Here is a 24,456-nt window from a genome sequence, read left to right on the forward strand (position 1 = left end):
TTTAATTATTGATTTTCAACACCCGATGGGTGTGAGCTTGTCTCCTCAGAGGGTTTCGGTTTTTTTGATACTGCCACAAGGGGCTCTCTGAGAAGTTTGTCTTTATAAAAGTATCCTTTTCTTAATTCTTCTACAACAATGTTTTCCTCTTTCTCTTCGGTCTCAACGGTAGTTACAGCATGATGAACCTCAGGATTAAAGGGCTGTCCAAGAGATTCAATTGGTTTTACACCGTATTTCTCAAGAATCCTGAAAAACTCTTTAAGAGTGTTCTCAACACCCTTCTTCATACTCTCAATCCACTTAGAGCTATCCTCCCCAGAGGCATGCTTTAAAGCAAGCTCCAAGTTATCAAGAACAGGAAGCAAATCTTTAATTAGCTTTTCATTGGCAAAATTTATTAATTCCTCCCTCTCTCTATGAGCCATTCTTTTATAGTTTTCAAACTCTGCATAGAGCCTCAAATACTTATCTTTTTGCTCAGCCAGTTCTGCCTGAAGACTCTCTGCAGCATCTCGCGGTTTGTCCTCAATGGCAGCGCCTTCATATTTTAACTCTTCCGATTGTTTATTTTCACTCAAAGAGTCTTCTCTTATATTTTCCATGGTCTCCTCCTATTCTGATAAAGCATTTGTAACAGATTTGGCAAATATGTTCACAAGCATTATAGCTTTCTGATAATCCATTCTCTTAGGACCTACAAGAGCGATAATTCCCAGAGATTTATCTTTTTCTTTATACGGTGAAGCTATTATGCTGAAATTTCTGAATTCCTCAATTGGATTTTCATCTCCTATTATAATCTTTATTTCTTCTTCATCTTCCGGTATGTTCTCAAATAATTTAATAAGCAGATGTCTGTCTTGAATTGTCTTTGCAACCTCCCTTAATTTCTCAATGTCTGAAAAGTCAGGTAGATGCATTATGTTGTAAAGTCCCGATACAAATACATCTTCTCTCGAGAAATACAATGCCTCCTGACACATTTTTAAAATCTTTGAAATTAGATTATCCCAAAAGATTTTTTCTCTTTTTAATCGGCTAAACAAATCCTCTCTTATTTCATCTAAGGATTTCCCTTTATAGTTGCTATTTACAAAATCAGCCAAACTGTTCAGTTCTTGCTGAGATATTTCATGATTTGCTTTTATTATTTTGTTCTTCACAATTCCCTTGTCATTGACAACTATGGCAATGACAAGATCGTCTTTGAACTTTATAAAATCAACTCTGTGCAAAGCAGTTTTGTCAGTCTCAGGCAGAAGGGCAAGTCCTAAATATTTAGTAGCCTGCGAGAGACTTTGTGTTGTTTCCATAAAGAGAGAATTCATATCATTTCTTAATTTCCTTAATTTCTTTGTCAGATTTTCAATATTTTTCTTTATTTCCTCTGTTTTCTTGCGAAGATATTCCTGAAAAATGTAGTTTACATAAAACCTGTATGCCCTGTCTGTAGGTAATCTTCCTGCCGAGGTATGAGGCTGAAAAAGAAAGCCCTCGTCTTCTAAGTCTGACATAATATTCCGTATAGTGGCAGAGCAAACATCGAACCCATATCTCTTCATTATATATCTCGAGCCTACTGGTTCAGGCTTTTCAATATATGACTCTACCACTGCACAGAGAACTTTTTTAGCTCTTTCGTCAAGCATCATATTTCACCTTTTAGCACTCCCCATATTAAAGTGCTAACACTTAAAATTAGCACGAAATTTCTTAAAAAGTCAAATATTAATAGAGAATGCCTCTTCATTGGTAACATAAAAAAACTCAAAAATATCTTAACGTTGCACCAATTCTTTTAGATAAAGTTCCATAGTAAAATGATGCATTGATTTTATCTCAATAAATGAGGCATTGATTTTATCTCAATAAATGAGGCAATTCTTTCAACTATATTTCTTCTGTGCCAGATTTCAGTCTTTTAAGTATAGTTTGAAATAATATTGACTTAAATTGTTCCATACTTTCCAAAAAAGAATCTTTAAAAATCCAGGCATGCAGGATTTGAAAGAGGAGGGGGTTGTTTTAAATCCTACGATGCCTGGTTATTGCTTTAGACAGCTTCGCAATAGTCAAAGGACAGAGCATTGTTTATCATTTCAAGTTCCATGTCTCTGTCTTCATCAAGGCTTCCAAAGGCATCAGCTCGACATTGCTTACAGTGTCTTATCTGAGGGAGATACTTTCCACAACTCTTTCTTATCCTTTCCAACTGTTCACAAGAGGGTCTTTGCATCTCTCTGAACCTTCCATTTGGAATTAGAGGAATTATGTTCATCGCATCAACCCCGAGCTTTTGAGCCTTCGTTGCAATCAATTCTAATTCTCCCTCATTAATGCTTGGAATAAGGACAGAGTTAACCTTTACATGAAATCCTGCTTTTCTTATCTTCTCCAAACCCTTCCATTGATTTTCAATGATAGCTTCCGCAGCCTCCCTTCCCTTCATTAACTTCCCATCATAAAATGCCCATGAATAGATTTTCTCTGCTGAGGAGACTTTTAATGCATTAACAGTTACTGTCACTGAGAAGACTCCGAGTTCCCTAAGAATTTCAACTTTATTAGGGAGTTCAAGTCCATTTGTTGAAAGACAGATAAGAGTATGGGGAATTTCTTTCTTTACTAAACTAAAAAACTCAATTGTTGCCCTATTTGCAAGAGGGTCTCCAGGACCTGCCACACCTACAACAGAGATTCTCTGTCTTTCCATTGCAACTAAAACTCTCTCCAAAGCTTCAGAGGGAGTTAACACCCTGCTTGAAACTCCTGGTCTTGACTCATTAACACAGTCAAATTTTCTGTCACAGTAATTACAACTAATGTTACACTTGGGAGCCACAGGAAGATGGAGTCTTCCCCATCTTCCATGGGCTTCCTCGGAAAAGCAGGGATGTCTCCTCAATGCTTCATTTTTATGAAATTGCCCTTTCATCCTCCTCACCTGTCCTTAATCTTATTGCCTTCTCTACAGGGCAAACAAATATTTTTCCATCACCATGTTTTCCTGTTCTGTTTACTTCCATTATTTTTTCTACAATTGGCTCAACCATATGGTCTGGAGCAATTATTGTAAGCATTCTCTTAGGCACAAAAAGGGCTACCTTAGGAAGACTGTGTTCAAGGGCATAGGTTGAAGGAGTAGGTTTTAGTTTCACGGCAGTGCAGTAGCTTTCAGGCAAGTCTGAGTCAAGCTCTTCTATGCAGGCATCACCTTTCTGTTTTCCTCTACCTTCAACACCCTGAAGAGTGAGAGATGGAAAGCCAAGTTCCTCCAGTGCCTTCTTTGTTACAGGTGTTTTATCTCTTCTTATTATTGCCACAATCTCTTTCATAGTCCCTCCTTTCCTGTTCTTATCGTAAAGGCTCTTTCAACAGGGCTTATAAAAATCTTTCCATCACCAATGAATCCTGTCCGAGCCTTATCTTCAATAATTTTTACTACTTTATCGACATCCTCATCGTCTACAACCATCATGAGAAGCGTTTTTGGAAGTTCATCGTAGTGAACTGGTCCTACTTGAAGTCCTTTCTGTTTTCCCCTTCCAAAAACAGGCATCTTTGTTAGAGATGGATATCCTGCACCTTCAAGGGCAAGGACTACTTCCTGCTCTTTCTCTGGTCTTATGAATGCTCTAATCATTTTCATAGTTATTCCTCCTTTTTATTAAGTAATTTTTTTAGCCATGGTGGTGGCGATGTTTTTATTGTTTCGTAAAGTTTTTCAAGACATTCCTCAATTGAGCTTCCCTCCTTTACTTTAAGGGGCATAATTCCCTTCTGAGAGAGCCTTGCAGCAGAAGGCGGTCCTATCTCGGTCATGTAGATAATCTTACAGTCCGATAGAGCCTTCACTTTATCCCATACAAGGTCATTGTGAACTTCTGGAGTATCCTTGCTCTCCTCAATTGCCCTGTCCCTGCCTTCTGAAAACTTTCTTATCTCTATGAATTTGTAGCCATCTTCCTCTACTTCATAGACCACAAACTGACCAGACCTTCCAAAATGCTCATTCACCCTTACTCCGTCTGTAGATGCAAAGGCTACTTTCATCAGTGCACCTCCCTTCTTAGCAACAAATTAGCCATTTCGTTTATAAGATTTAGGCTTCCCCTGTAGCCAATTGTAACTTTCTGAGGATAGCCAAGGCTTTTATATACTGGAAAACCTATCTCAAGAAGAACTGCGCCTAACTTCCTTGCTCTCTCCTCGGCATGACTGTTTGAAAGAAGGAGTTCAAAATCACCTTCCAGGTCAGAGAGACTTCCAATTAGTACTTCCTTAGACTGAATTTTCTCTAAGAGCTCACCGCCAATTGGAAGCACAACAAGCTCTAAATCTAATCCTGCTTCATTTAGAATTTCAGAAAGCCCTAATGCCAAATCAGGCTCTGTAGCTACTGCAGCCTTCCTTCCTGCCACATAAAACTGGGCATCTCTCATACCGTCAATTAGTATCCTTCTCTGCCTTTTAATCTTCTCAGGTATTACGTTACCGCTTAAAAGGGAGAGAAACTCAAAAAACTCATCGTTAGAGTTTACTCCCATAAGGCTATCGAATACTCTGTATTCAATTCCGAATTTTTCTCTAAGCATCTCCCCTGCACCCTTTAAGCTTCTTCCAATTACTACTGTGAACTCTGAGGAAGCCATCTCCTCTATCTCTGAGAGAGTTAATCCTCCCTTAGTAATTCCTGAAAAGCCTCTACTTCCATCAAGCTGAGAAAGGTCTGGCAGGATTATCGGTCTCAAACCAAAAATTTCAAAGGTCTCTCTCAAATCAGAAAAGTCAGCTGGTGTAAGATGTCCTCCTGTAATAACGTTAATCTGTCCCTTTTTCTTCTTGTAATCACTTTCAGGAATAAGACTCAAAACTCCTTCAACTGCCTTTGTATAACCATACTCAAGAGAACCCTCATAATCAGGAATTGGTATGTGTAGGACTTTAAAGGTATCATCCCTTAGTGGAGTTATTACAGCCTCAATGTCCTCTCCTTTCATGTGAGAGAGCGCTCCGGTAATTACAGCAACTAACTGGGCTCCCTTTTTCTTGAAACTTAAAATGTTACTCTTTAGCTTTTCCTCTCCTCCCATTACTACTTCCTCGGTAAAAAGCTTTGTCGTGTTCATCACAATCGGTTCCCGAAAATGCTTTATAAGCAATACCTTTCCAAGGAAGTTACATCCCTGTGCAGTATGTAGAAGAGGCACTGTTCTGTCTATTCCCTGCAAAGCCATGGCAGCACCAACAAAGGGAGAGTTCTTAAGGGGGTCTATAAAGCCCTTCTTTAACTTAATTGATAGTGGTCTCCTATTAATTTTATCTTTTGAGTAAAATTCAATGGCTCTACTTATATCTTCGGCAAGATTAAGGAGTCCTTTGTAACCTGCGTATGCCCTATGACGTTCCTGATTTACATCAACAAAGGGAATTCCCTCTTTAACGCCGAGGTATAGGTTTCTTCCGCCGGCAACAAGAATCTCTGCCTTCTTATCTTTCATAATTTTCAAAATATTAGCTGGCGAAGTATCCTCAAAGAGGAGGCAGTCTTCACTTACAAGTTCCCTAATCTTTTCTTCATCGTCATAGGTGCTCTTTTTTGTGCCTACTCCTACAACCTCTATGCCTATGTCCTTTAAAGCTGAAACCATAGACCAGGACTTAACTCCACCTGTGTAGAGGACTGCCCTTTTACCAATTAGGTTTCCAAATCTTTTTAATCCATCTCCAAGCTTTACCTCCTCCCTCTGAATCAGTCTCTCTACTTTTTCAGTTAAAGTTCCATCCTTATCGAGAACCCTTGCAATATCTCTTAGCGCCTTTGCAGTCTCAGTTTTTCCGAAAAAAGAAACCTCTACATATGGAATTCCATACTTTTTCTCCATCTCAATTCCAATGTTTACAAGGGCTCGGCTACAGACAATCAGATTTAGCTTTGCTCTATGTGCCCATTTTATCTCTCTGTAAGTTGAATTACCAGTTATTCTTGAAAGAATCCTAAATCCAGCTTCCTCAAGCAAAGGTTCAATAAGATACTGGTCTCCGGCAATGTTATACTCGCCAATTATGTTAATGTCTCTATCAGTTGTAAAGGGTGGCTCTTCTCTGCCTATTACGTAATCGAGCAAAACCTCTCCGGCAATACGGTTTCCCAAGTTCTTAGGTCCGATGAAACCAGGTGCATTTACAGGGATTATGTCTACTCCAAATTTTTTCTCGGCATCTCTACAAATTCTCTCTAAGTCCTCACCGAGTAAGCCTGTAACACAGGTTGAGTAAACAAATATTGCCTGAGGATTAGTCTCCTCTACAATATGCTCTATTACTTTAAGAAGCCTCTGCTCACTTCCCACTATCAGGTCAAGCTCCCTCAGGTCTGTGGTAAATCCCCTTTTATGGAAAGAACCCCTGTCTGATAGAGTTCCCCTTCCTTCAAAGGAGTTAGCTGAGCAGGATATGGGACCGTGCACTAAATGGACTGCATCGGCAATCGGCTGTAGCACAATCATTGCTCCATCAAAGGCACAGGACTCACCACCCCTTGAGCGGCATACCTTGTGTTGCCGCTGTTTTTCTTCGCTTTTTCTTTCTATTGTTTCAAGATACACAGTATCCTCCTATCTAATTACATCAAAGCTTGGTGAATCCTTTGTTTCCCTGTCGAGCTCATCAAGAACAGTGTTTACGATTAATGTAAGGAGATTCAATGCTCCCTGATAACCGAGGATTGGATATCTATGCATATGATGTCTGTCAAAAATCGGAAAGCCTACTCTGATTAATGGTATTCCAGTATCTTTCCAAAGGGCTTTACAGTAGGAGTTACCAATCAGAAGGTCAACAGGCTCAGTAAAAAGAAGAGACCTAAGATGCCACATGTCCTTTTTTATGTAAACCTTTCCTTCTGAACCAAAAAGAGGCTCCCTTTGAAGTAGAGCATAGGCTTCTCTCTCAAAGTCTTCGTCTCCATTAGTGCAAACAATATGAACAGGAATTCCACCAAGTTCAAGAATAAAGCTTAATAGTCCAAGTAGTAGGTCAGGGTCACCTATGAGGGCAAATCGTTTCCCATGAATGTAGGCATAGGAGTCAATAATTGCATCTACTACTCTGCCTCTTTCCTCAATTAGTTCTTGAGGAATCTCCTTTCCAGTGAGGTCTTTCACTGTATCGATAAACAGGTCTGTGTTTCTAATTCCTATAGGATAGGGAACATTTACAAAGGGCTGTCCCCAGGATTCCTTTATGAATTCACCTGTCTTTAGGCTAGAGTATTTCTGTAGTGACAGAGTTGCCTTTGAGTTTATAGAATCCCTTAATTCTTCGAGAGAAGTTCCACCTGGATACATTTCGTAATCACCAAAATTGGGAGAATCAAGGCTATCGCTTATGTCAGCAAGAATTATATGGGGCACCCCCATCATGTTTAGAATTCTCTTTATTTCTCTGTAGTTTCCCGAATAGGTATCAAAACCAAGAATTAGGTTAATCTTTTCTCCCTTTATAGCCCTCAATCCCTGCGTGGCGTAACTCAATATACCTTTAAGCATGGCATCATAGCCGTTTATGTGAGAGCCCGTAAAACTTGGAGTATTTGCATAGGGAGTTGGTAAGTCTTCGGGAATAATACCCTGCTGCTTTGCCTTTTTTATGAAAGCATTAAGGTCATCCCCTATTACCTCAGCCATACAGGTTGTTGAAATTGCAAACATCTTTGGTTTATACAGGGCATAGGCATTCTCAAGCCCTTCAATCATGTTACTTAAGCCACCAAAGACGGCAGCATCCTCGGTCATTGACGTAGAAACTGCAGGCACAGGCTCTTTAAAATGTCTGCTTAGGTGACTTCTAAAGTAGGCAACACATCCCTGTGAGCCATGAACAAAGGGCATAGTGTCCTTAAATCCTAAGGCACACAGCACTGCACCAAGGGGTTGGCATGCCTTAGCTGGATTGATTGTAAGTGCCTTACGGTTAAAGTTTTTCTCTCTGTATTCCTCTGTTTTTGTATACTCCTCTACCTTCTTTACCTCCTCTTCAGGGTAGGGACATTCAAACTCCCTCTTGTCTCTGAAGAGTTTTTCGTAGTCTTCTCGTCTGTAAAGTTTTACGTGGTCTTGAACTTTCATCTTCCTTTCCTCCTTATAAGCTTCCACGAAGGGTTGTTAACTGCCATGTCCATGTCTCGGGCAAAAACAGGAAAGCCATCAAATCCATGATAAGGTCCCGAGTAATCCCAGGAATGCATCTGTCTGAAAGGAATTCCCATCTTATGGTAGACATATTTTTCCTTTATTCCCGAGCCTACCAAGTCAGGCTTCAGAGCATCGGCAAAGTTCTCAAGTTCGTAATGAGGAGGGTCGTCATAAATAAGAGAGTTCTTAGGAAGCTCAGGATAGGTTCTTTCATAGTCATCTCTGTGGGCAAACTCATAACCTGTGGCAACAACAACCATTCCTAAGTCCTCATAGGCACCGACAATATGTCTCGGACGAAGTCCTCCCACATAGAGCATGACTCTTTTGCCTTCGAGTCGTGGTCTATACTGTTCAATAACTGAATCCATTAGGGGTTTGTATTTTTCTATGACCTTTTCAGTCTGCTCAATTATTTTTTCGTCAAATCTTTTGGCAATCTTTCTCATGCTTTCGTATATCTTTGTGGGACCAAAAAAGTTATACTCCATCCAAGGAATTCCAAAGTTTTCCTCCATGTAACGGGCTATATAATTTGTTGACCTGTAGCAGTGAACCAGTATAAGCTTTGGTCTTGGCATGTTTGTAAGCTCATTGAGTGTGCAGTCTCCGGGAATCTGGGCAATAACTCTCAAACCCATCTCCTCAAGAATCTTTCTTGAAGACCATGCCTCGCCACCAATGTTGTAATCACCAAGAATGAGCACATCATATGGAGTTTCCTTTTCAAGAATTCCCTTAACCTTACCCAAAACCCAATCTCTAATGCTGTCATTGGCAATGTGATGTCCAAGGGACTGACTTATACCACGGAAACCCTCGCATCTTACAGGAATCACAGGTATTCCAAGTTCCTTTGTCATTTTACGGGCAACACTTTCAATGTCATCGCCGATTAGACCTACAGGACATTCGCATTGGATACTAATACCTTTAGCCAATGGAAAAATCTCCCTAATCTCTCTGCAAAGTTGCTCAAGCTTTTTATCTCCTCCAAAAACTATGTCATTTTCCTGAAAATCAGAGGTAATATGCATGGCACCAAAGGCATTTATGCCTGTTTTACCAGTGTAATAATTTCTTCTTGACCACCAACTATACTGACCGCAACCAACAGGACCGTGACTTATGTGAATCATGTCCTTTATGGGACCCCATACAACACCCTTTGAGCCTGCATAGGCACACCCACGGGAGGTCATAACACCAGGACGGCTCTTTACATTTGATTTAAGACCACATGTGGAGGAACTACATTCAGGGTCATTGGCAAGGAGATGCTTTTTCCTCTCCTTTTTTGTCTTCTCAGGATATACTTCTAAGACCTCATCAACTATTCTTTGTGTATCCTGTTCAATAATCCTTGTCATTTTATTCCTCCTTTTAATCTAAAAATCCGTATTTTGCAAGCAAATCTTCAAGTTCATCCATTGTCAAAGGAGTAGGAATATAGAGATTTTTATTTTCTGCCATCTTTTTTGCCAATGCTCTGTATTCATCTGCCTGAGGATGCTCTGGTGCATACTCAACAACGGTCATTCGGTTAAGTTCAGCCTTCTGAACCATGTTGTCCCTTGGGATGAAATGAAGAAGCTGTGTGCCCAGTCTTTCAGCAAACTCAGATACAAGCTCGTATTCCCTATCTACCTTTCTTGAGTTACAAATTAATCCACCAAGCCTTACACCACCGCTTTGGGCATACTTGAGAATTCCCCTTGAGATATTGTTTGCCGCATAGATTGCCATCATCTCTCCAGAGGTAACAATGTATATCTCCTTAGCCTTACCTTCTCTGATTGGCATGGCAAAACCACCGCAGACAACGTCACCGAGCACATCATAGAAAACAAAGTCCAGGTCTGAGGTATATGCTCCGTTTTCCTCAAGGAAATTAATTGCCGTTATTACTCCTCTACCAGCACAGCCAACTCCTGGCTCAGGTCCACCTGATTCAACGCATTTAACACCTTTGAACCCTTCAAGTAAAACCTCTTCAAGCTCCAAATCCTCAACAGCACCCTTTTCTCTTGCAAGGTCCATAACGGTTGCCTGATTTTTTCGATGCAGTATAAGTCTTGTTGAGTCAGCCTTAGGGTCACAGCCCACAATCATGCACCTGTATCCCGCCTCTGCAAGGGCAGAAACAGTATTTTGAGTTGTCGTTGACTTACCAATTCCTCCTTTTCCATAAATAGCTATCTGTCTCATAACAAACCTCCTGAAAAAGTTTTTATTTTCTGTTTTCAAATCATATGCCATTCTTTAACAGATTGAAAAATTTGGATTTTTAAAAATGTAACTCAAAAATTTACTACATTTTTGTATATTAGACTTTCTATTTTTGTCATTAAATACATTTTTGAATTTTTCTGTTTTTTATATGAAGGGAAATAAACTTGACAAAAAATTTTTAGTATTACTAAAATCTATCTCTAAGAGGCAACCGTTTACCGTGCAAAAAGTATCTACAGGCATAAATGGCTTAGACTGTCTTATTGACTATATCTATCTCGGCGATAATGTAGTCTGGGAGGTAGATTCAGGCACTTCCTATGAGATATTCATAAGAAAATTCATAGAGACATCGGCAAAGGAAGCAAAAGAGATTATCTATGTAAGCTTCAATAAATCTGTTCCTACCCTTATAAAAGAATTCGGCAGCTATGTTAACGAAAAATTTCATATAATAGACGGATTTACCGCTGGAAAGGGCAAAAATGACTCTACTTTCCTAAGAAACTATGATGAAATTAGCAATAGGGTTAATATTATCAAGCTTATTCATCCTTGCAATCTCGATGAACTTACAGAAGCTATAAATGAAATAGAAAGCAAAATAAACTCTCCGACAGTATATGTTTTTGACAGTCTTACAGGAATTCAAAATTTAGTAAAAGACGAGGGTCAAACCCATAATTTCTTTACATACATGTGCCCCAGGCTTTTTGACCTCGAGAGCATAGCCTATTGGATATTGGAAAGGGATGCCCACAGTCAGAAATTCAAAGCTAATATAAGACATATAACGCAGGTTGTCCTTGAACTTTACAGAAGAAAAGATAACTTCTTTATCAAAGCATTGAAACTTTCAAGAAGAAAAAATCGTGATGCCCTAAAACCTCACACTTATGAAATTACAGAAAATGATGAAATATTAATAAAAACAAATGCAGAGTCAATGCCCTTCTTAGACATTGGTGGCAAATTAAGAGAAATAAGAATTTCTAAAAAGATAAGCCAAAAAGAGCTGGCAGATAAAGTAAATCTTACGGCAGGCTTTATTTCTCAGATGGAAAACAATCAGATAGTTCCTTCTCTAACCTCTTTTCTCCAAATATGCGAAGCCTTAGGAGTAAAGGTAAGCGATATACTAAAGGAAGAAAAATCTAAAGAGCATCCCGTAATCAAAAAAGAAAGCATATTTTCAAAGCCTCCATTGATTCATTCAGATATTGAGATTTATCAGATAATATCCAATGAAAATATCAATGTATCAATAGTAATTATCCCACCAAACTCTTCATTAGATGGCCAGTTTTTAATGAAAAAGAAACCTGAAATCATACAGATTCAAAAAGGTCAACTGATAGCAAATATAGATGGCAATAATTTTAGCCTCACTGAAGGAGATTTTCTGTATACAAAAAACTCTATACCTCAAAAACTTCAAAATAAAGGAGGTGATAAAGTAGAACTATTAACAGTCAGCATTTAATCTTAGCAATCTATAAGCAGAATTTGGGCAAGAATTTATCTTAGATATTTTTTTGCCCAAAAGAGTTAGTAATACTAAACTAACTCAATAAAAATTTAATTAATACTTTAAAAGGAGGAGGATTTATATGAACGTATTTCCAGGTCAACCAAATGCAAGTTCGGCAACACAAACTCGTAACAGGGTCTCTGACCCAGCACCCTATTCAGGAATTTGTTCGGTCTGTCTTGATGGATGTCCAGGATTCTGTGAGATTGGCAAATCTTCTTTCAGAGGAAGAGAAGTAGTATATCCAGCTCCCTTTGGAAAAGTAACCGCCGGTGCAACTAAAAAATACCCCGTTGACTATTCACACCTAAATATTCAGGGAACCTGTGTTGGTGCTGTAGGAGTTGAACCAGACCCTGATAAAGCAACATTTCCAGCTGTCAACATTGAAAGAGAAATAGGCAAAAACTATAAGATTAAGCTTCGTGTGCCTGTATTTACGGGTGCTTTAGGTTCTACTGATATAGCAAAGGACAACTGGGAAGGCCTTGCAATTGGTGCTGCTATTTCAGGAATTATGGTAGTCATTGGTGAGAATGTTGTTGGAATGGACCCAAAGGCCGAATTTGACAAAAAAGGCAAAGTCACAAAATCTCCAGAGCTTGAAAGAAGAGTTAAATGCTTTAAGGATTGGTATGATGGATATGGTGAGATAATTCTTCAACAAAACGTTGAGGATACACGCCTTGCTTCAGCTGAGTACGCCATTGAAAAGCTTGGAGTCAGTTGTATTGAGCTTAAATGGGGACAGGGAGCAAAGGATATTGGTGGAGAGGTTAAACTTAAGAGCCTTGAAAGAGCTCTTGAGTTGAAAAGAAGAGGCTATATTGTCCTTCCAGACCCTGAAGACCCGATTGTTCAGAAAGCTTACAAAGCCGGAGAATTCAAAGAGTTCGAGAGACACTCAAGACTTGGTATGGTAGAATACGAAAGCTTTGAAAAAGCCGTTAAACATTACAGAAAAGCAGGTGCAAAGTTTGTATCTCTTAAAACAGGTGCTTACAGAATTACTGACCTTGCAAGAGCAATCCGCTTTGCCTCTGACGCAGGAATTGACCTTGTAACCATTGATGGTGCTGGAGGCGGAACAGGAATGAGCCCCTGGAGAATGATGAATGAGTGGGGCATTCCAACTATCTATTTACAGTCTATTGCATACAACTTCGCAAAACAACTGGCAGAAAAGAAAAAATATGTGCCAGACCTTGCAATCGCAGGTGGTTTTTCTCTTGAAGACCATATATTCAAAGCATTAGCCCTCGGAGCACCATATTTCAAGGCAGTTTGCATGGGAAGGGCACTTATGATACCCGCTTTCGTTGGCAAAAATATTCAGAAGTGGTATGAGGACGGTAAGCTCCCAGCAGATATAGCAAAATATGGAAACTCTGTAGAGGAAATCTTCATTACTACAGAGATACTCAAAAACAAATATGGAAAGTCCTTCAAAAAGCTTCCTTGGGGTGCTATAGCCATGTATACATTTGCAGACAGATTAACCCTGGGACTAAAGCAACTTATGGCAGGAGCAAGGAAATTCTCAATTGAGTATCTCGACAGAAACGACCTTGTGGCTCTTACAAAAGAGGCTGCTGAAGTCACAGGCATTCCGTATGTCATGGAAGCTGACATGGAGGAAGCCCAAAAAATCCTTCTCGGCTAACTATAACACTATAGAAAGAGAGAGGCTTAGCACCTCTCTCTTTCTATATAACCTTAATCTTCTGATTTTATTCGAATAGCTCTTTTCCTCTTTTTTCAATCAAAGCAACTAAACGGTAATTTTTTGCCGTATGTTGACAAAAAATTTCTAAAAAATTTATAATCGGGTAATCTTTTTCTTTGGGGAATCAATGAAAATTGAACAATATAAGCTACTGGAAAAGTCATTACTGAAAGATTTTATAAATAGCCTCATACCAATAGCAAATGTTTATGCACCTGTATCCAAAGGATTTAATAATTATGTCTTTCAAAATATAAAATCAGCCGATGAAGTAAGTATTAAGTATATACCAACTATCATTCCACCCAAAAAATTTTTTCTCCCTAAAAAAGAGAATATACTTCAATTCTTCATAGAGGATGAGTTAAAGGTTGAACCTGTTACAGAATACGAAAATCTAATTATCTTTGGAGTTCACACCTGTGATATAGCGGGTATAAAGTGTCTGAACATGGTCCTTTCGGATAAGCCAAAAGACACAGCCTATCTGATTAGGAAAAAACACGTTACTATAATAGGTATAGAATGCAATGATTACTGTGACGAATATGCGAGTTGTTCTTTCGTAGGGGCACATATGCCTACGACAGGCTATGACCTAATGTTTACGGAGCTAAGTGAATATTTCATAGTACATATTCATTCTTCCAAAGGCATGGACATAATTGAAAAAACAGATATTTTTAAAGATGCCTCGATAGCTCAACTTGAAGAGCTTAAAATCCTTAGAAATAACAAAATGAAGATATTCAACAATGAAATTCCAACTGAACGAAGATATCTTCCAGACCTTTTTGACCGTTCTTTTAATGCCAATGTATGGAAAGAACTCGAGCAGAAGTGTCTTAGCTGTGGCAACTGCACAGCTGTCTGCCCTACCTGTTACTGCTTTGATATTAAAGAGGAAGTAGACCTAACTCTCAAAGCAGGTGAGCGCTACAGAGTTTGGTTTTCCTGTCAGCTCGACCCTTTTGCAAAAGTCGCAGGTGGGCATGATTTTAGAAAAGAGCGTTCTGCCAGACAGAGACATCGTTTCTACAGAAAATTTAGATATCATATTGACCGATATGGTATGGTATTCTGCACAGGCTGTGGTAGATGTTCCCGCACCTGTATGGCAAAAATAAATCTCAAAGAAGTTCTTACTTCATTAATAAGAGAATCCGAGGCAAAGATATGGCGAAAGTGGTTATAAAAGACTCTCCATACAATCTCAAAAAAGCTAAGATACTCGATGTTAAAACCTTAACGGAAAAAGAAAAGTTGTTCAAATTAGTTTTTGAAGATAAAACATGGCTTGATTTTGAGCCTGGACAGTTTATAATGGTCTCCCTTATGGGCATAGGAGAAATCCCAGTCTCTATATGCTCTTCACCTTTAAACAGACATTACTTTGAAATCTGTGTAAGAGCAGTAGGTAAAGTAACTAATTCACTTCATAAATTAAAAGCAGGCGATATAATCGGAGTAAGGGGTCCCTACGGTAACGGATTTCCAATTAAAAGTCTCGAAGGACACGATTTACTAATAATTGCTGGAGGACTCGGAATAGCTCCTTTACGGTCTTTAATACTTTATTCGATTGATAATCGTAGAGACTTTGGTGAAATTCATATTCTCTTTGGATGTAAAACGCCAGGCGAACTTCTTTTTGAAGATGAAATTGAGGAATGGAGCAAAAGGCTTGACATACATTTTGCCTGCACAGTTGATAGAGCAGACCCTGACTGGAAGGGAAATGTAGGACTGATTACCTCCCTTATTCCTGGAGTTGATATTGACCCCTTAAGAACCTATGCTGCAGTGGTCGGACCTCCTGTAATGTATAAATTTGTCATAAAAGAGCTTTTAGCAAAGGGTTTACCGGTAGACCAAATTCTTCTGTCCTTTGAAAGACATATGAAATGCGGCATGGGAAAATGCGGTAGATGTCAGATACAGAATCTTTACTGCTGTAAAGATGGTCCTGTATTTACCTTTAAAGAAATAATGGATATGGCAGAGGCACTATAATGAGTAAACCGAAGGTTGCTTTTTTTGATTTTGCCTGTTGCGAAGGATGTCAACTTCAGGTAGCCAATATAGGTGAACCACTGATTGACCTTCTTGATATTGTTCAAGTTGTTGAGTTCAGAGAGGTCATGTCAGAGAAGTGGGATGGAGAGTTTGATGTTTCCTTCATAGAGGGAAGTATTACCGATGAACATGCTGTAGAAAGAATAAAAAAAATCAGAGAAAGAAGTAAAATCCTTGTTGCTCTTGGCTCCTGCGCAACAATTGGTGGTGTAAATGGAATGAAAAACTCCTTCCCCCTTGAAGAAGTCGGTAAATATGTATATGGCGAGTCCTATAAATTCTTTCCAACACTTCAAACAAAGGCTGTTCATCAGGTAGTTCCTGTTGATTATTTTATAAATGGTTGCCCCATATATCAGCCAGAATTTATAACAGTTCTTAAATGCATTTTACAAGGTATTCCTTACTATGTGCCTGAATATCCCGTTTGTGTAGAATGCAAACTAAATGAAAATGTATGTATGTATGATAGAGGCCTTACCTGTATGGGACCTGTAACAAAGGCAGGATGTAATTCTTGGTGTATTAACAATGGAAATATCTGCTATGGATGTAGAGGGCTTACAATAAATCCAAACACAGAGGGATTTAAAGAAGTATTGAAAAAATATAACATACCCGAAGACTTCTTAATCAAGAAAATTGAAATGTATAACAAGTGTAAGGAGTTAGATTAACAGTGAGTAAGAATATAAACATAAATGTTAACTATCTAACAAGAGTTGAAGGACACGGAAATATTGTAGTTGAGGTTAAAGATGGAAAGCTTGAGATTTGTAGACTTGAAATTGTTGAATCTCCCAGATTTTTTGAGGCTTTCTTAAGAGGCCGTTCTATTTATGAGGCACCTCATATAACAAGCCGAATCTGTGGTATATGTGCCTGTGGACATACCCTTGCATCAATTCAGGCAGCGGAAGATGCCTTGGGAATAAAACCTACAGAGCAAACAACACTTTTAAGAAAGTTACTACTTCATTATGAAGAGCTTGATAGCCACATTCTTCACATATATCTTCTTGTTGCACCAGACCTTGTGGGAGTTCCAAGTTTTGTCCCTCTTATAAAGTCTCATCCCGATGTTGTAAGACGTGCCCTTCGAATGAAGAGGCTTTGCAATGAACTCTGCGATATCCTTGTTGGAAGACACGTCCATCCAATCTCAGCAGTGGTTGGTGGATTTACAAAGCTTCCCTCTGAAGTAGAGCTTGAAGAAATGCATAAGAGACTTGTGGAGCTTCAAAAAGATATGGAAGCAACTGTTGAACTATTTAATGGTTTAAAGTTTCCCGAGTTTGAGAGAGACACAGAGTATGTGGCATTGGTAAATGACGAAGGTGAGTATCCACTTCTTTATGGTGATATTGGCTCAACTGATGGATACAGGGTAAGTAAGTATGAGTATAAGAATGTGACAAATGAATTCATAGTTCCCTATGCCTCAGCAAAAAGGACAAAGTGGCACAGAGACTCCTATGCAGTAGGTGCTCTTGCAAGATTTAATCTAAATTACGAGAAACTTAATCCAAAAGCAAAAGAAGCTGCAGTAACTTTAGGACTTAAACCAAAATGCATAAATCCCTATCTAAACACCGTTGCCCAGATAGTTGAGAGTGTTCATTGCATTGAAGACGCCATAAGAATTATAGAACTTCTCTGGCAAAAGGGCATCAACCATGACGAAGTAGTTGTTCCTGATATCAACGAAAAGGGTATTTTACCTCAAAGGTCTGGAGAGGGAGTTGGTGCAGTAGAAGTTCCAAGGGGACTGCTCATACACCATTATGAGTGTGACGAAAGAGGCATATTCAGAAACGCAAACTGCATAATTCCAACAAATCAAAACACCCACAACATTGAGCTTGATATGCTAAAACTTGTTCCTGAAATAATTAATCAGTCTCCTGAAGAAATAAAGCTTTCCCTTGAAATGCTTGTTCGTGCCTATGACCCTTGCATTTCCTGTTCAGTGCACATGGTGGTAATTAAATTAGGGAATAGAGATTAATCATTTAGTAGTCTTAATTGTTTCTTTTAATACATATACCGAATCTTTAAAAACATAGTGTTGCAGAGTATTTTTCCCCTTTCAGAGTCATACCAGGCATCATACTGAGTGGCATAACTCTCAAAAGGCTCATCAATACTCACAACTTCCTCCGATGTATATATGACTACCCACTCCTGCTTCAATAAAACCTGAATGGAAAGCCTCTTTAAAAAGCTTTCTTGCAAGGTCTCCTGTGCAGTGAGAGGGTGCTATGTATCTAACCCCCTCACTTTTTAGAAAATCTATTAAATCAAAAATTTCTTCTTCCTTTTTATCTTTAAGATGAAGACCTCCTACCAAAGCAAAAATCTTATCATCCACTATTTCTTTGGCTTTTTTAAAAATTTCTTTTAATCCTGCATGAGCACAGCCTGTTACTATAATTATTCCTCCACCCGTGTCCATGACAAGAGATATTTCTTTAACTTGTTCTCCTAACTCACCTGTTAGATAAACTCCATTCATTATCTCAACAGACTCTGAATCTACAAGAGTAAGATTGACTTTTTTTAATTCTTCCTCTTTTAAAAGATTTTCTGCCCAAGATTTACCTGCATAAATATTAAAATCATCTCTGAGGTCAACTATTCCTGCCAATCCTCCAGTATGGTCTTTATGACAGTGAGATAAAACCACCCTTGTAATCATGGGTGGTTTTATCTCTGATAACTTAAGATTGTAAGATAGAGTTTCCCAGTTTGAGCCTGTATCAAATAAAATTCCTCCATAACTCTTTTTAATGAAACAACTGTAGCCAAATCCTGATTGAAAAGCAGGCTCGCCTTGACAGTTATCAAAGAGAATTCTAATATCAATAAGCATTTTAAACCTTCAGTATATGGGCAATTTTTTCAACAATCTGAGTAAAGGCCTGGGCAGGTTTAGTCTCCGGGAAGTAAACAGTCATTGGTTTTCCCTCATCTCCTGCCTTAGCTATCTGCGGGTCAACGGGAATTTTGCCAAGGAATGGAACTTTATATTCTTCTGCCAGTTTTTCTGCACCACCTGTTTTAAATATCTCAACAGTATTGCCACAATGAGGGCATACAAAACCGCTCATATTCTCCACAATGCCCAGTATGGGAATAGAGGCTTCCTTACAGAATTTAATACTTCTACGAACATCAGCAAGTGCTACCTCTTGAGGAGTGGCAACAATCACTGCTCCGTCCACGTTGTCAAGTAACTGAACAATTGATATTATCTCATCTCCAGTTCCAGGAGGAGAGTCAACGACAAGATAATCAAGTTCACCCCAGCGAACATCACTCAAAAACTGCTCTATCATTCTGTGTTTAATTGGACCTCGCCAAACAACTGGAGTGTCTCTCTCCTCAAGAAAAAAGGCTATGGAGATTACCTGTAAATTATCAAAAACTCTCAAAGGAAAAAGTCCCATGTCAGTTGCTAAGAGCGAATGACCCTGTAACCCGAGCATATTAGGAATATTAGGACCGTGAATATCAATATCAAGAAGTCCTACATGGTATCCTTTCTTAGCTAATCCTGTGGCAAGGTTTGTTGACACTGTACTTTTGCCAACACCACCTTTACCAGAAAGGACAAGAATCTTTTTCTTAATTGCTGAGACGTTTGCTTTTAGTGCTAACTCTCTTCTTCTCTGTTCTTTTTCTGTTTCACAGGAACAGGATTTTTCTTCTGCCATTACTCCCTCCTCCTTTTAACTTATTTCTCCTTTTCTAAGACTGTTCAAAAATTACAGATTCAACAACTTTTAATTATATCATCAACTTTATCAGTAGCTTCAACAATTTCAATGCCGGTCTTTCTTAAAACCTGTTCAGCATTTGCTCTAACTTTTCCTGTAAAGACTTTTTATGCCTTTCTGAATAACAAATTGAGGTGCCTGAATCCCTGCACCATCACTTGCCTCTTTCCAAGAGTTATCTACCGCCTCAAATTTATTTGTCTCTACATCATAGATGATAAAAAAATTGCAACGTCCAAATCTGGGGTCTATATCCGAATTTAAATCTCTGCCTACTGATGTAATACATATTTTCATCTATAATTTCTCCTTTTGAATTAATGTCTACAACCTTCATGCCCATGCTCGCCATGACTGCAAAGGCTTTCACCGCCCTTTAGAGAACCCTTTAAGAATTTCTCAACGGTTTCATCAAGACTCCCACTTACACCTACAATAACCTTTATCCCTGAAGCTTGCAGATTCATAACTGCATTGGGCCCCATACCGCCGGCTATTACGCAGTCAACATTCTGATTCCTTAGAAACATCGGAACTGCACCGGGTTGATGTGACTTATGCCCTGGATTTTCAATAAAATCCTTACGAACAAGCTTTCCATCTTTAATCTCAACAATTGTAAAACCTGGACATCTTCCAAAGTGTTGAGCCACCTGTCCCCTATCAGTTGCTATAGCTACTTTCATTTTCATACCTCCAATAAAAAATTAACCGGAGAAAAAAACTCCGGTTTTTACTTTGTCTCGCTCCTTTCAATCTCTTTAATGCGATTCTGCAAGGCCTCAAGCCTTCTTTTAAGAACTTCCTCTTCTCGTCTCAAAAGCTCTAACTCTTCTGGAGAGAAAGTCCCTTCGAAAAAAGAGAATCTACTTAACCATCTAAACCTTCTTCTGAATCCTCCTAAGCATCGCAAACCCCTACCTCTTCCAAAGCCTCTAACTGTTGAGCTATCCATATATCTTGATGCACCGCCACAATAACCCATGCCTCTACCACCTAATGGTCCTGTCCTGTCTCCCCAAGGCATACCTCTCACCTCCTTAAATTATTGAGACTGTTCAAAAACTTGTAACCTATTGAAAATCAATAAATTACAAGCCCTAAAATTTTTTCAATTACCTCCGTCTGTCATTCCGAGCATAGCAAGGCGAAGGCAAGGAATCTCATCTTTTATGAGACCCCTCGCTAACGCTCGGGGTGACAGATTGGGGCTGTCATTCCGAGCCGAGCGAAGCGAGCCCTGAGCCAGAGGCAAAGGGTCTACGAGGAATCCCCAGATTTTTCAAATCAAGAGATCCCTCGGGCTTCGCCCTCGGGATGACCCTACAGGTCAGATTCCTCGCACCCATTGAGGATACTCGGAATGACCTTTAATAATTGAACAGCCTCTTATTTTAAAATTATGTTAATGAAAATCATTATCATTTGTCAATATATTTCCTCACATATTTCTCAATTTTTTAAGGTTCTGTCTGTTTACGAAATTGCTCTTTAGGTAGATTTTTCGGGATATAAATTGATTATAATATTAAAAAATTTTTGGAGGTGGCCATATGGGATTTGAGAATTTCTTTGAAATTATTGATGTGAAAGGCGGCAAAGTTTTTTTAAAGAATAAAGACAAGGTTATAAGCTCAATGGACAAACTAATCTTTGATGCAGTCTTCGAGGAAAACGATGAAGAAAGAGCAAAAAAATTTCTCCTAATTAAAGAAATTGCAAAAGAGATGGGTGCAATTCCCTCATCCATTCAGTCTCTATATGAGGAAATGGGAAGGGAGTTTCCCGGCTTTACAGTGCCGGCAATAAATATAAGAGGGTTAACTTATGACGTGGCAAGAGCAATTTTCAGGAAAGCGAAGGAAAGAAAGGTGGGTGCTTTTATCTTCGAAATAGCACGCTCTGAGATTGGTTATACTAAACAGCGTCCTCTTGAGTATTCTGCTTGTGTTTTAGCAGCAGCAGTTCGGGAAGGTTATGCAGGCCCTGTATTTCTACAGGGAGACCATTTTCAGATTGTCAGGAGATACTTTGAAAAAGACCCTGTAATGGAAACTAACTATGTGAAAGGATTAATAAAAGAAGCAATTGATGCAGAGTTCTATAACATTGATATTGATACCTCTACTCTTGTTGACCTAAGCAAAGAGACAATCTATGAACAGCAGAGACCAAACTTTGAAAACACAGCAAGACTTGCAGAACACGTAAGAAGCTTAGAACCAGAAGGCGTTACTATATCTATAGGTGGAGAAATCGGAGAGATAGGTGGTAAAAACAGCACTCCTGAAGAAGCAAGGGCATATCTTGATGGCTTCAAAGATGTATATAAAGGCAAAAAAGGCTTAAGTAAGCTGAGTGTGCAGACAGGAACAAAACACGGTGGAGTAGTTCTTCCCGATGGTAACATTGCCCAAGTTAAAATTGACTTTGACACCCTTAAAACTCTCTCAGAACTCGTAAGAAAAGAATATGGTTTAAGTGGATGTGTCCAGCATGGTGCCAGCACGCTGCCCGAGGAAGCATTTGACAAATTTCCCGAAACAGGAACCTCAGAAATACATCTTGCCACCGGATTTCAAAACATAATATATGACAGTAAAGCTCTGCCAGAGGATTTTAGAAGAACAATTTACGAATATTTGAAGAAACAGTTTGCATCAGAGTGGAAAGAAGGGCAGACTGAAGAACAGTTTATCTACAGCACCCGCAAGAAAGGCTTCGGGCCTTTCAAAAAAGAGTGGTGGAGTCTTCCCAGAGAGGTTAAAGAACCGATAATGGCTGAACTTGAGGAAAAATTTGAACTTCTATTCTCAAAGCTCAAGGTTTTCAACACCGTAGAAATTGTAAACAGAACAGTTTCTCCTGTCAAAGTTCCCGTAAAAATAGAAATTTAGGAGGGAACATGGAAACCTTAGGAATTATTGTAGGAGGAGGACCTGCTCCAGGGATAAACGGCACAATAAGTGCTGCCACGATTGAGGCTATAAATCAGGGTAAAAGGGTGATTGGAATAAAAGGAGGGTTCAAGCCTCTATTTGATGGAAATCTCTCGTGTGGTATGCCTCTTACTGTTGATGACGTATCAAGAATACATACTTTAGGCGGTTCAATTCTAAGAACTTCAAGGGAACACGCTGAAAGGGTAAAGGAGAAATTTCCAGTATTGATGGAGACACTTAAAAAACTTGAGATAAACTATCTTCTTACTATAGGTGGAGATGGAACCCTTTTCATGGCAAACTGGATTGAAAGGGAAGCAAGAGGAGATATAAACGTTGTACACGTTCCAAAGACCATTGATAACGATATACCTTTACCAGGTGGTGTGCCTACTTTCGGATATGAAACTGCAAGACACTGGGGGGTAGAGATTGTCAAAAATATTATGGAAGATGCGAAAGTTACGGCAAGATGGTATTTTCTCACAATCATGGGAAGGCATACAGGGCATCTTGCATTAGGAGTTGGTAAAGCAGCTGGAGCTACACTGACGATAATTCCCGAAGAGTTTCCAGAAGAAAAGATATCTTTCAAAAAAGTCGCCGATATACTTACAGGAGCAATAATAAAGAGATTAAGCATGGGAAGAGACCACGGAGTTGCCATAATGGCTGAAGGACTTTCTGAAAAATTTGATGCAGAAGAACTAAGCGAATACGAGCAGTTAGAGAGAGATGAAACAGGAAGGGTGCGTCTCAGCGAAATTCAACTTGGAAGAATTATGAAAAATTTCGTAAAAAAATCACTGGAAGAAATGGGGATTAAAGTTACAATAGTTGATAAAAATATCGGCTATGAATTAAGGTCTGCGAACCCAATTCCCTTTGATATTGAATACACAAGAAATCTCGGCTACGGAGCTGTTCGTTATCTTCTAAGAGGTGGCACAGGAGCAATGATAACCTTTGAAGAAGGACATCTTCGTCCTATTCCCTTTGTAGAACTCATTGATTACCGCACTGGAAAAGTTAAAGTAAGAAAAGTCGACATTACATCGGAAAATTACGAAGTCGGAAGAAAGTACATGATAAGACTTGAAAAGGAAGATTTTGAAGGAGAAAGATTAAAATCCTTAGCCTCAGTGGCCAAAATTACAGAGGAAATGTTTAAGGAAAAGTTCTTTTATGTCACTACATGAAAAGCAGAGAAGGAATAGAAAGGAGTTTGTTCCTCTTGACTGGGAAAGGGCTGAGAAAATAAGAGAAGTTCTTCACTATCTTCATGAAATAAACAAGCTTGTTCCAATTATTGTTGAAGGAAAAAGAGACAAGAAAGCTCTCAAGGAGATAGGTTTCGGTGGAGAAATAATAACTCTCCATAGTGGTAAATCTATTTACGAATTTGCAGAGAATATTTCAACTCGTTTTGAAAAGGTTGTTCTTCTCTTTGATTGGGATCAAAAAGGAGAAGAATTATATGCAAAGATTGGTGAACATTTAAATGGCATGTGGGAGGATTTTGCATCAATAAGAGAACTTTTAAAAATTCTTTGTCAGAAAGAAATATCTGAGATAGAGCAAATTCCAACACTCTTTCAAAGAATATCTGGTCAGAACCTTGATGTAACGAAATGGGAAGAATAAAAACCGGAAAAGAAGGCGAAAATCTGGCCATTAAATATCTAAAGGGAAAAGGCTATGAAATTTTAGGCTCAAATTTTCGCACACCCTTTGGAGAAATAGACATTATTGCAAAGGAGAAAAATTACATAGTAATAGTTGAAGTAAAAAGAAGAAATTCAGAAACCTTTGGTGAGCCTGTATTGGCAGTTGACAGGAGAAAACAAGTAAAGCTAAAGAAATTAGCCCTCTTCTATCTAAAATTGTTAGAAAAGGAATATCCTGTAAGATTTGACGTTATAGCCATAAAAGACCAAAAAATTGAGCACATAGAAAATGCCTTCTGGTAGGG

General features: G+C 38.8%; 25 protein-coding genes. 10 read left to right on the forward strand and 15 right to left on the reverse strand.

Features of this window, described 5'->3' with window-relative positions; translation table 11 throughout:
- Window positions 1–5: 5 nt before the first annotated feature.
- The 10 genes from grpE to nifH all read right to left on the reverse strand — a co-directional run bounded on the left by grpE (window position 6) and on the right by nifH (window position 10,406).
- Window positions 6–605 (reverse strand): nucleotide exchange factor GrpE, encoded by a 600-nt coding sequence (grpE, locus tag ACZ430_RS06520; protein WP_297209850.1) that lies wholly within the window; start codon window positions 603–605, stop codon window positions 6–8.
- Window positions 606–614: 9 nt separating this feature from the next.
- Window positions 615–1,655, reverse strand: a complete 1,041-nt coding sequence (hrcA, locus tag ACZ430_RS06525; RefSeq protein ID WP_464910444.1) for a heat-inducible transcriptional repressor HrcA — start codon at window positions 1,653–1,655, stop codon at window positions 615–617.
- Between the two features lie 401 nt (window positions 1,656–2,056).
- On the reverse strand, window positions 2,057–2,938 hold the full coding sequence (locus ACZ430_RS06530) for a radical SAM protein (protein ID WP_464910445.1): 882 nt from the start codon (window positions 2,936–2,938) through the stop codon (window positions 2,057–2,059).
- Window positions 2,919–3,338, reverse strand: a complete 420-nt coding sequence (locus ACZ430_RS06535; RefSeq protein ID WP_297209842.1) for a P-II family nitrogen regulator — start codon at window positions 3,336–3,338, stop codon at window positions 2,919–2,921. The genes ACZ430_RS06530 and ACZ430_RS06535 overlap by 20 nt, the downstream gene beginning before the upstream one ends.
- Window positions 3,335–3,652 (reverse strand): P-II family nitrogen regulator, encoded by a 318-nt coding sequence (locus tag ACZ430_RS06540; protein ID WP_297209839.1) that lies wholly within the window; start codon window positions 3,650–3,652, stop codon window positions 3,335–3,337. The genes ACZ430_RS06535 and ACZ430_RS06540 overlap by 4 nt, the downstream gene beginning before the upstream one ends.
- Window positions 3,653–3,654: 2 nt before the next feature.
- A complete protein-coding gene (gene nifX, locus ACZ430_RS06545; protein ID WP_297209836.1) occupies window positions 3,655–4,056 on the reverse strand; it encodes a nitrogen fixation protein NifX in 402 nt (133 codons plus the stop codon).
- Window positions 4,056–6,611, reverse strand: a complete 2,556-nt coding sequence (nifE, locus tag ACZ430_RS06550) for a nitrogenase iron-molybdenum cofactor biosynthesis protein NifE (RefSeq protein ID WP_297209833.1) — start codon at window positions 6,609–6,611, stop codon at window positions 4,056–4,058. Before nifE ends, nifX begins: the two co-directional genes overlap by 1 nt.
- A gap of 9 nt (window positions 6,612–6,620) precedes the next feature.
- On the reverse strand, window positions 6,621–8,132 hold the full coding sequence (nifK, locus tag ACZ430_RS06555) for a nitrogenase molybdenum-iron protein subunit beta (protein WP_297209829.1): 1,512 nt from the start codon (window positions 8,130–8,132) through the stop codon (window positions 6,621–6,623).
- Window positions 8,129–9,568, reverse strand: a complete 1,440-nt coding sequence (nifD, locus tag ACZ430_RS06560) for a nitrogenase molybdenum-iron protein alpha chain (RefSeq protein WP_297209827.1) — start codon at window positions 9,566–9,568, stop codon at window positions 8,129–8,131. The genes nifK and nifD overlap by 4 nt, the downstream gene beginning before the upstream one ends.
- Before the next feature lie 13 nt (window positions 9,569–9,581).
- On the reverse strand, window positions 9,582–10,406 hold the full coding sequence (gene nifH / locus ACZ430_RS06565) for a nitrogenase iron protein (protein ID WP_297209824.1): 825 nt from the start codon (window positions 10,404–10,406) through the stop codon (window positions 9,582–9,584).
- 244 nt (window positions 10,407–10,650) lie between these two features.
- Between nifH and ACZ430_RS06570 the strand changes: the two genes are divergently transcribed.
- The 6 genes from ACZ430_RS06570 to ACZ430_RS06595 all read left to right on the forward strand — a co-directional run bounded on the left by ACZ430_RS06570 (window position 10,651) and on the right by ACZ430_RS06595 (window position 17,771).
- Window positions 10,651–11,913 carry a helix-turn-helix domain-containing protein gene (locus ACZ430_RS06570; protein WP_297209821.1) on the forward strand — a complete coding sequence of 421 codons (1,263 nt, stop codon included), beginning with the start codon at window positions 10,651–10,653 and terminating at the stop codon, window positions 11,911–11,913.
- Between the two features lie 127 nt (window positions 11,914–12,040).
- Complete coding sequence (locus ACZ430_RS06575; protein WP_297209818.1) at window positions 12,041–13,624, forward strand: FMN-binding glutamate synthase family protein; 1,584 nt, start codon at window positions 12,041–12,043, stop codon at window positions 13,622–13,624.
- Window positions 13,625–13,814: 190 nt separating this feature from the next.
- Window positions 13,815–14,882: a 4Fe-4S dicluster domain-containing protein gene (locus ACZ430_RS06580; protein ID WP_297209815.1), complete on the forward strand. Its 1,068-nt coding sequence runs from the start codon at window positions 13,815–13,817 to the stop codon at window positions 14,880–14,882.
- Window positions 14,864–15,700: an FAD/NAD(P)-binding protein gene (locus ACZ430_RS06585; protein WP_297209812.1), complete on the forward strand. Its 837-nt coding sequence runs from the start codon at window positions 14,864–14,866 to the stop codon at window positions 15,698–15,700. Before ACZ430_RS06580 ends, ACZ430_RS06585 begins: the two co-directional genes overlap by 19 nt.
- A complete protein-coding gene (locus ACZ430_RS06590; protein ID WP_297209809.1) occupies window positions 15,700–16,440 on the forward strand; it encodes an NADH-quinone oxidoreductase subunit B family protein in 741 nt (246 codons plus the stop codon). The genes ACZ430_RS06585 and ACZ430_RS06590 overlap by 1 nt, the downstream gene beginning before the upstream one ends.
- Window positions 16,441–16,442: 2 nt before the next feature.
- Window positions 16,443–17,771: a Ni/Fe hydrogenase subunit alpha gene (locus tag ACZ430_RS06595; RefSeq protein ID WP_464910446.1), complete on the forward strand. Its 1,329-nt coding sequence runs from the start codon at window positions 16,443–16,445 to the stop codon at window positions 17,769–17,771.
- Between the two features lie 132 nt (window positions 17,772–17,903).
- Here ACZ430_RS06595 and ACZ430_RS06600 read toward each other — a convergent pair whose 3' ends face one another.
- From ACZ430_RS06600 to ACZ430_RS06620, 5 genes are all read right to left on the reverse strand, one after another.
- Window positions 17,904–18,635, reverse strand: a complete 732-nt coding sequence (locus ACZ430_RS06600) for an MBL fold metallo-hydrolase (protein ID WP_297209803.1) — start codon at window positions 18,633–18,635, stop codon at window positions 17,904–17,906.
- A 1-nt stretch (window position 18,636) separates the two neighbouring features.
- The gene (locus ACZ430_RS06605; RefSeq protein WP_297209800.1) at window positions 18,637–19,479 is read right to left on the reverse strand and encodes an Mrp/NBP35 family ATP-binding protein; all 843 of its coding nucleotides are present in this window, start codon (window positions 19,477–19,479) and stop codon (window positions 18,637–18,639) included.
- A gap of 147 nt (window positions 19,480–19,626) precedes the next feature.
- Window positions 19,627–19,839, reverse strand: a complete 213-nt coding sequence (locus tag ACZ430_RS06610; RefSeq protein ID WP_297209797.1) for a NifB/NifX family molybdenum-iron cluster-binding protein — start codon at window positions 19,837–19,839, stop codon at window positions 19,627–19,629.
- A 20-nt stretch (window positions 19,840–19,859) separates the two neighbouring features.
- Window positions 19,860–20,228 (reverse strand): NifB/NifX family molybdenum-iron cluster-binding protein, encoded by a 369-nt coding sequence (locus ACZ430_RS06615; RefSeq protein ID WP_297209794.1) that lies wholly within the window; start codon window positions 20,226–20,228, stop codon window positions 19,860–19,862.
- A 47-nt stretch (window positions 20,229–20,275) separates the two neighbouring features.
- The gene (locus ACZ430_RS06620; protein ID WP_297209791.1) at window positions 20,276–20,569 is read right to left on the reverse strand and encodes a DUF5320 family protein; all 294 of its coding nucleotides are present in this window, start codon (window positions 20,567–20,569) and stop codon (window positions 20,276–20,278) included.
- A gap of 526 nt (window positions 20,570–21,095) precedes the next feature.
- On the opposite strand from ACZ430_RS06620, the gene ACZ430_RS06625 reads away from it, so the two are divergent.
- From ACZ430_RS06625 to ACZ430_RS06640, 4 genes are read left to right on the forward strand one after another with little or no spacing between them, the layout of a single operon-like run.
- The gene (locus tag ACZ430_RS06625) at window positions 21,096–22,439 is read left to right on the forward strand and encodes a class II fructose-bisphosphate aldolase (RefSeq protein ID WP_464910447.1); all 1,344 of its coding nucleotides are present in this window, start codon (window positions 21,096–21,098) and stop codon (window positions 22,437–22,439) included.
- A gap of 8 nt (window positions 22,440–22,447) precedes the next feature.
- Complete coding sequence (gene pfp, locus ACZ430_RS06630; RefSeq protein ID WP_297209785.1) at window positions 22,448–23,683, forward strand: diphosphate--fructose-6-phosphate 1-phosphotransferase; 1,236 nt, start codon at window positions 22,448–22,450, stop codon at window positions 23,681–23,683.
- On the forward strand, window positions 23,670–24,128 hold the full coding sequence (locus tag ACZ430_RS06635; protein WP_297209782.1) for a toprim domain-containing protein: 459 nt from the start codon (window positions 23,670–23,672) through the stop codon (window positions 24,126–24,128). Before pfp ends, ACZ430_RS06635 begins: the two co-directional genes overlap by 14 nt.
- On the forward strand, window positions 24,116–24,454 hold the full coding sequence (locus ACZ430_RS06640) for a YraN family protein (protein ID WP_297209779.1): 339 nt from the start codon (window positions 24,116–24,118) through the stop codon (window positions 24,452–24,454). The genes ACZ430_RS06635 and ACZ430_RS06640 overlap by 13 nt, the downstream gene beginning before the upstream one ends.
- Window positions 24,455–24,456: the final 2 nt, after the last annotated feature.

Source organism: Thermodesulfovibrio sp. TK500a, from assembly GCF_055381765.1.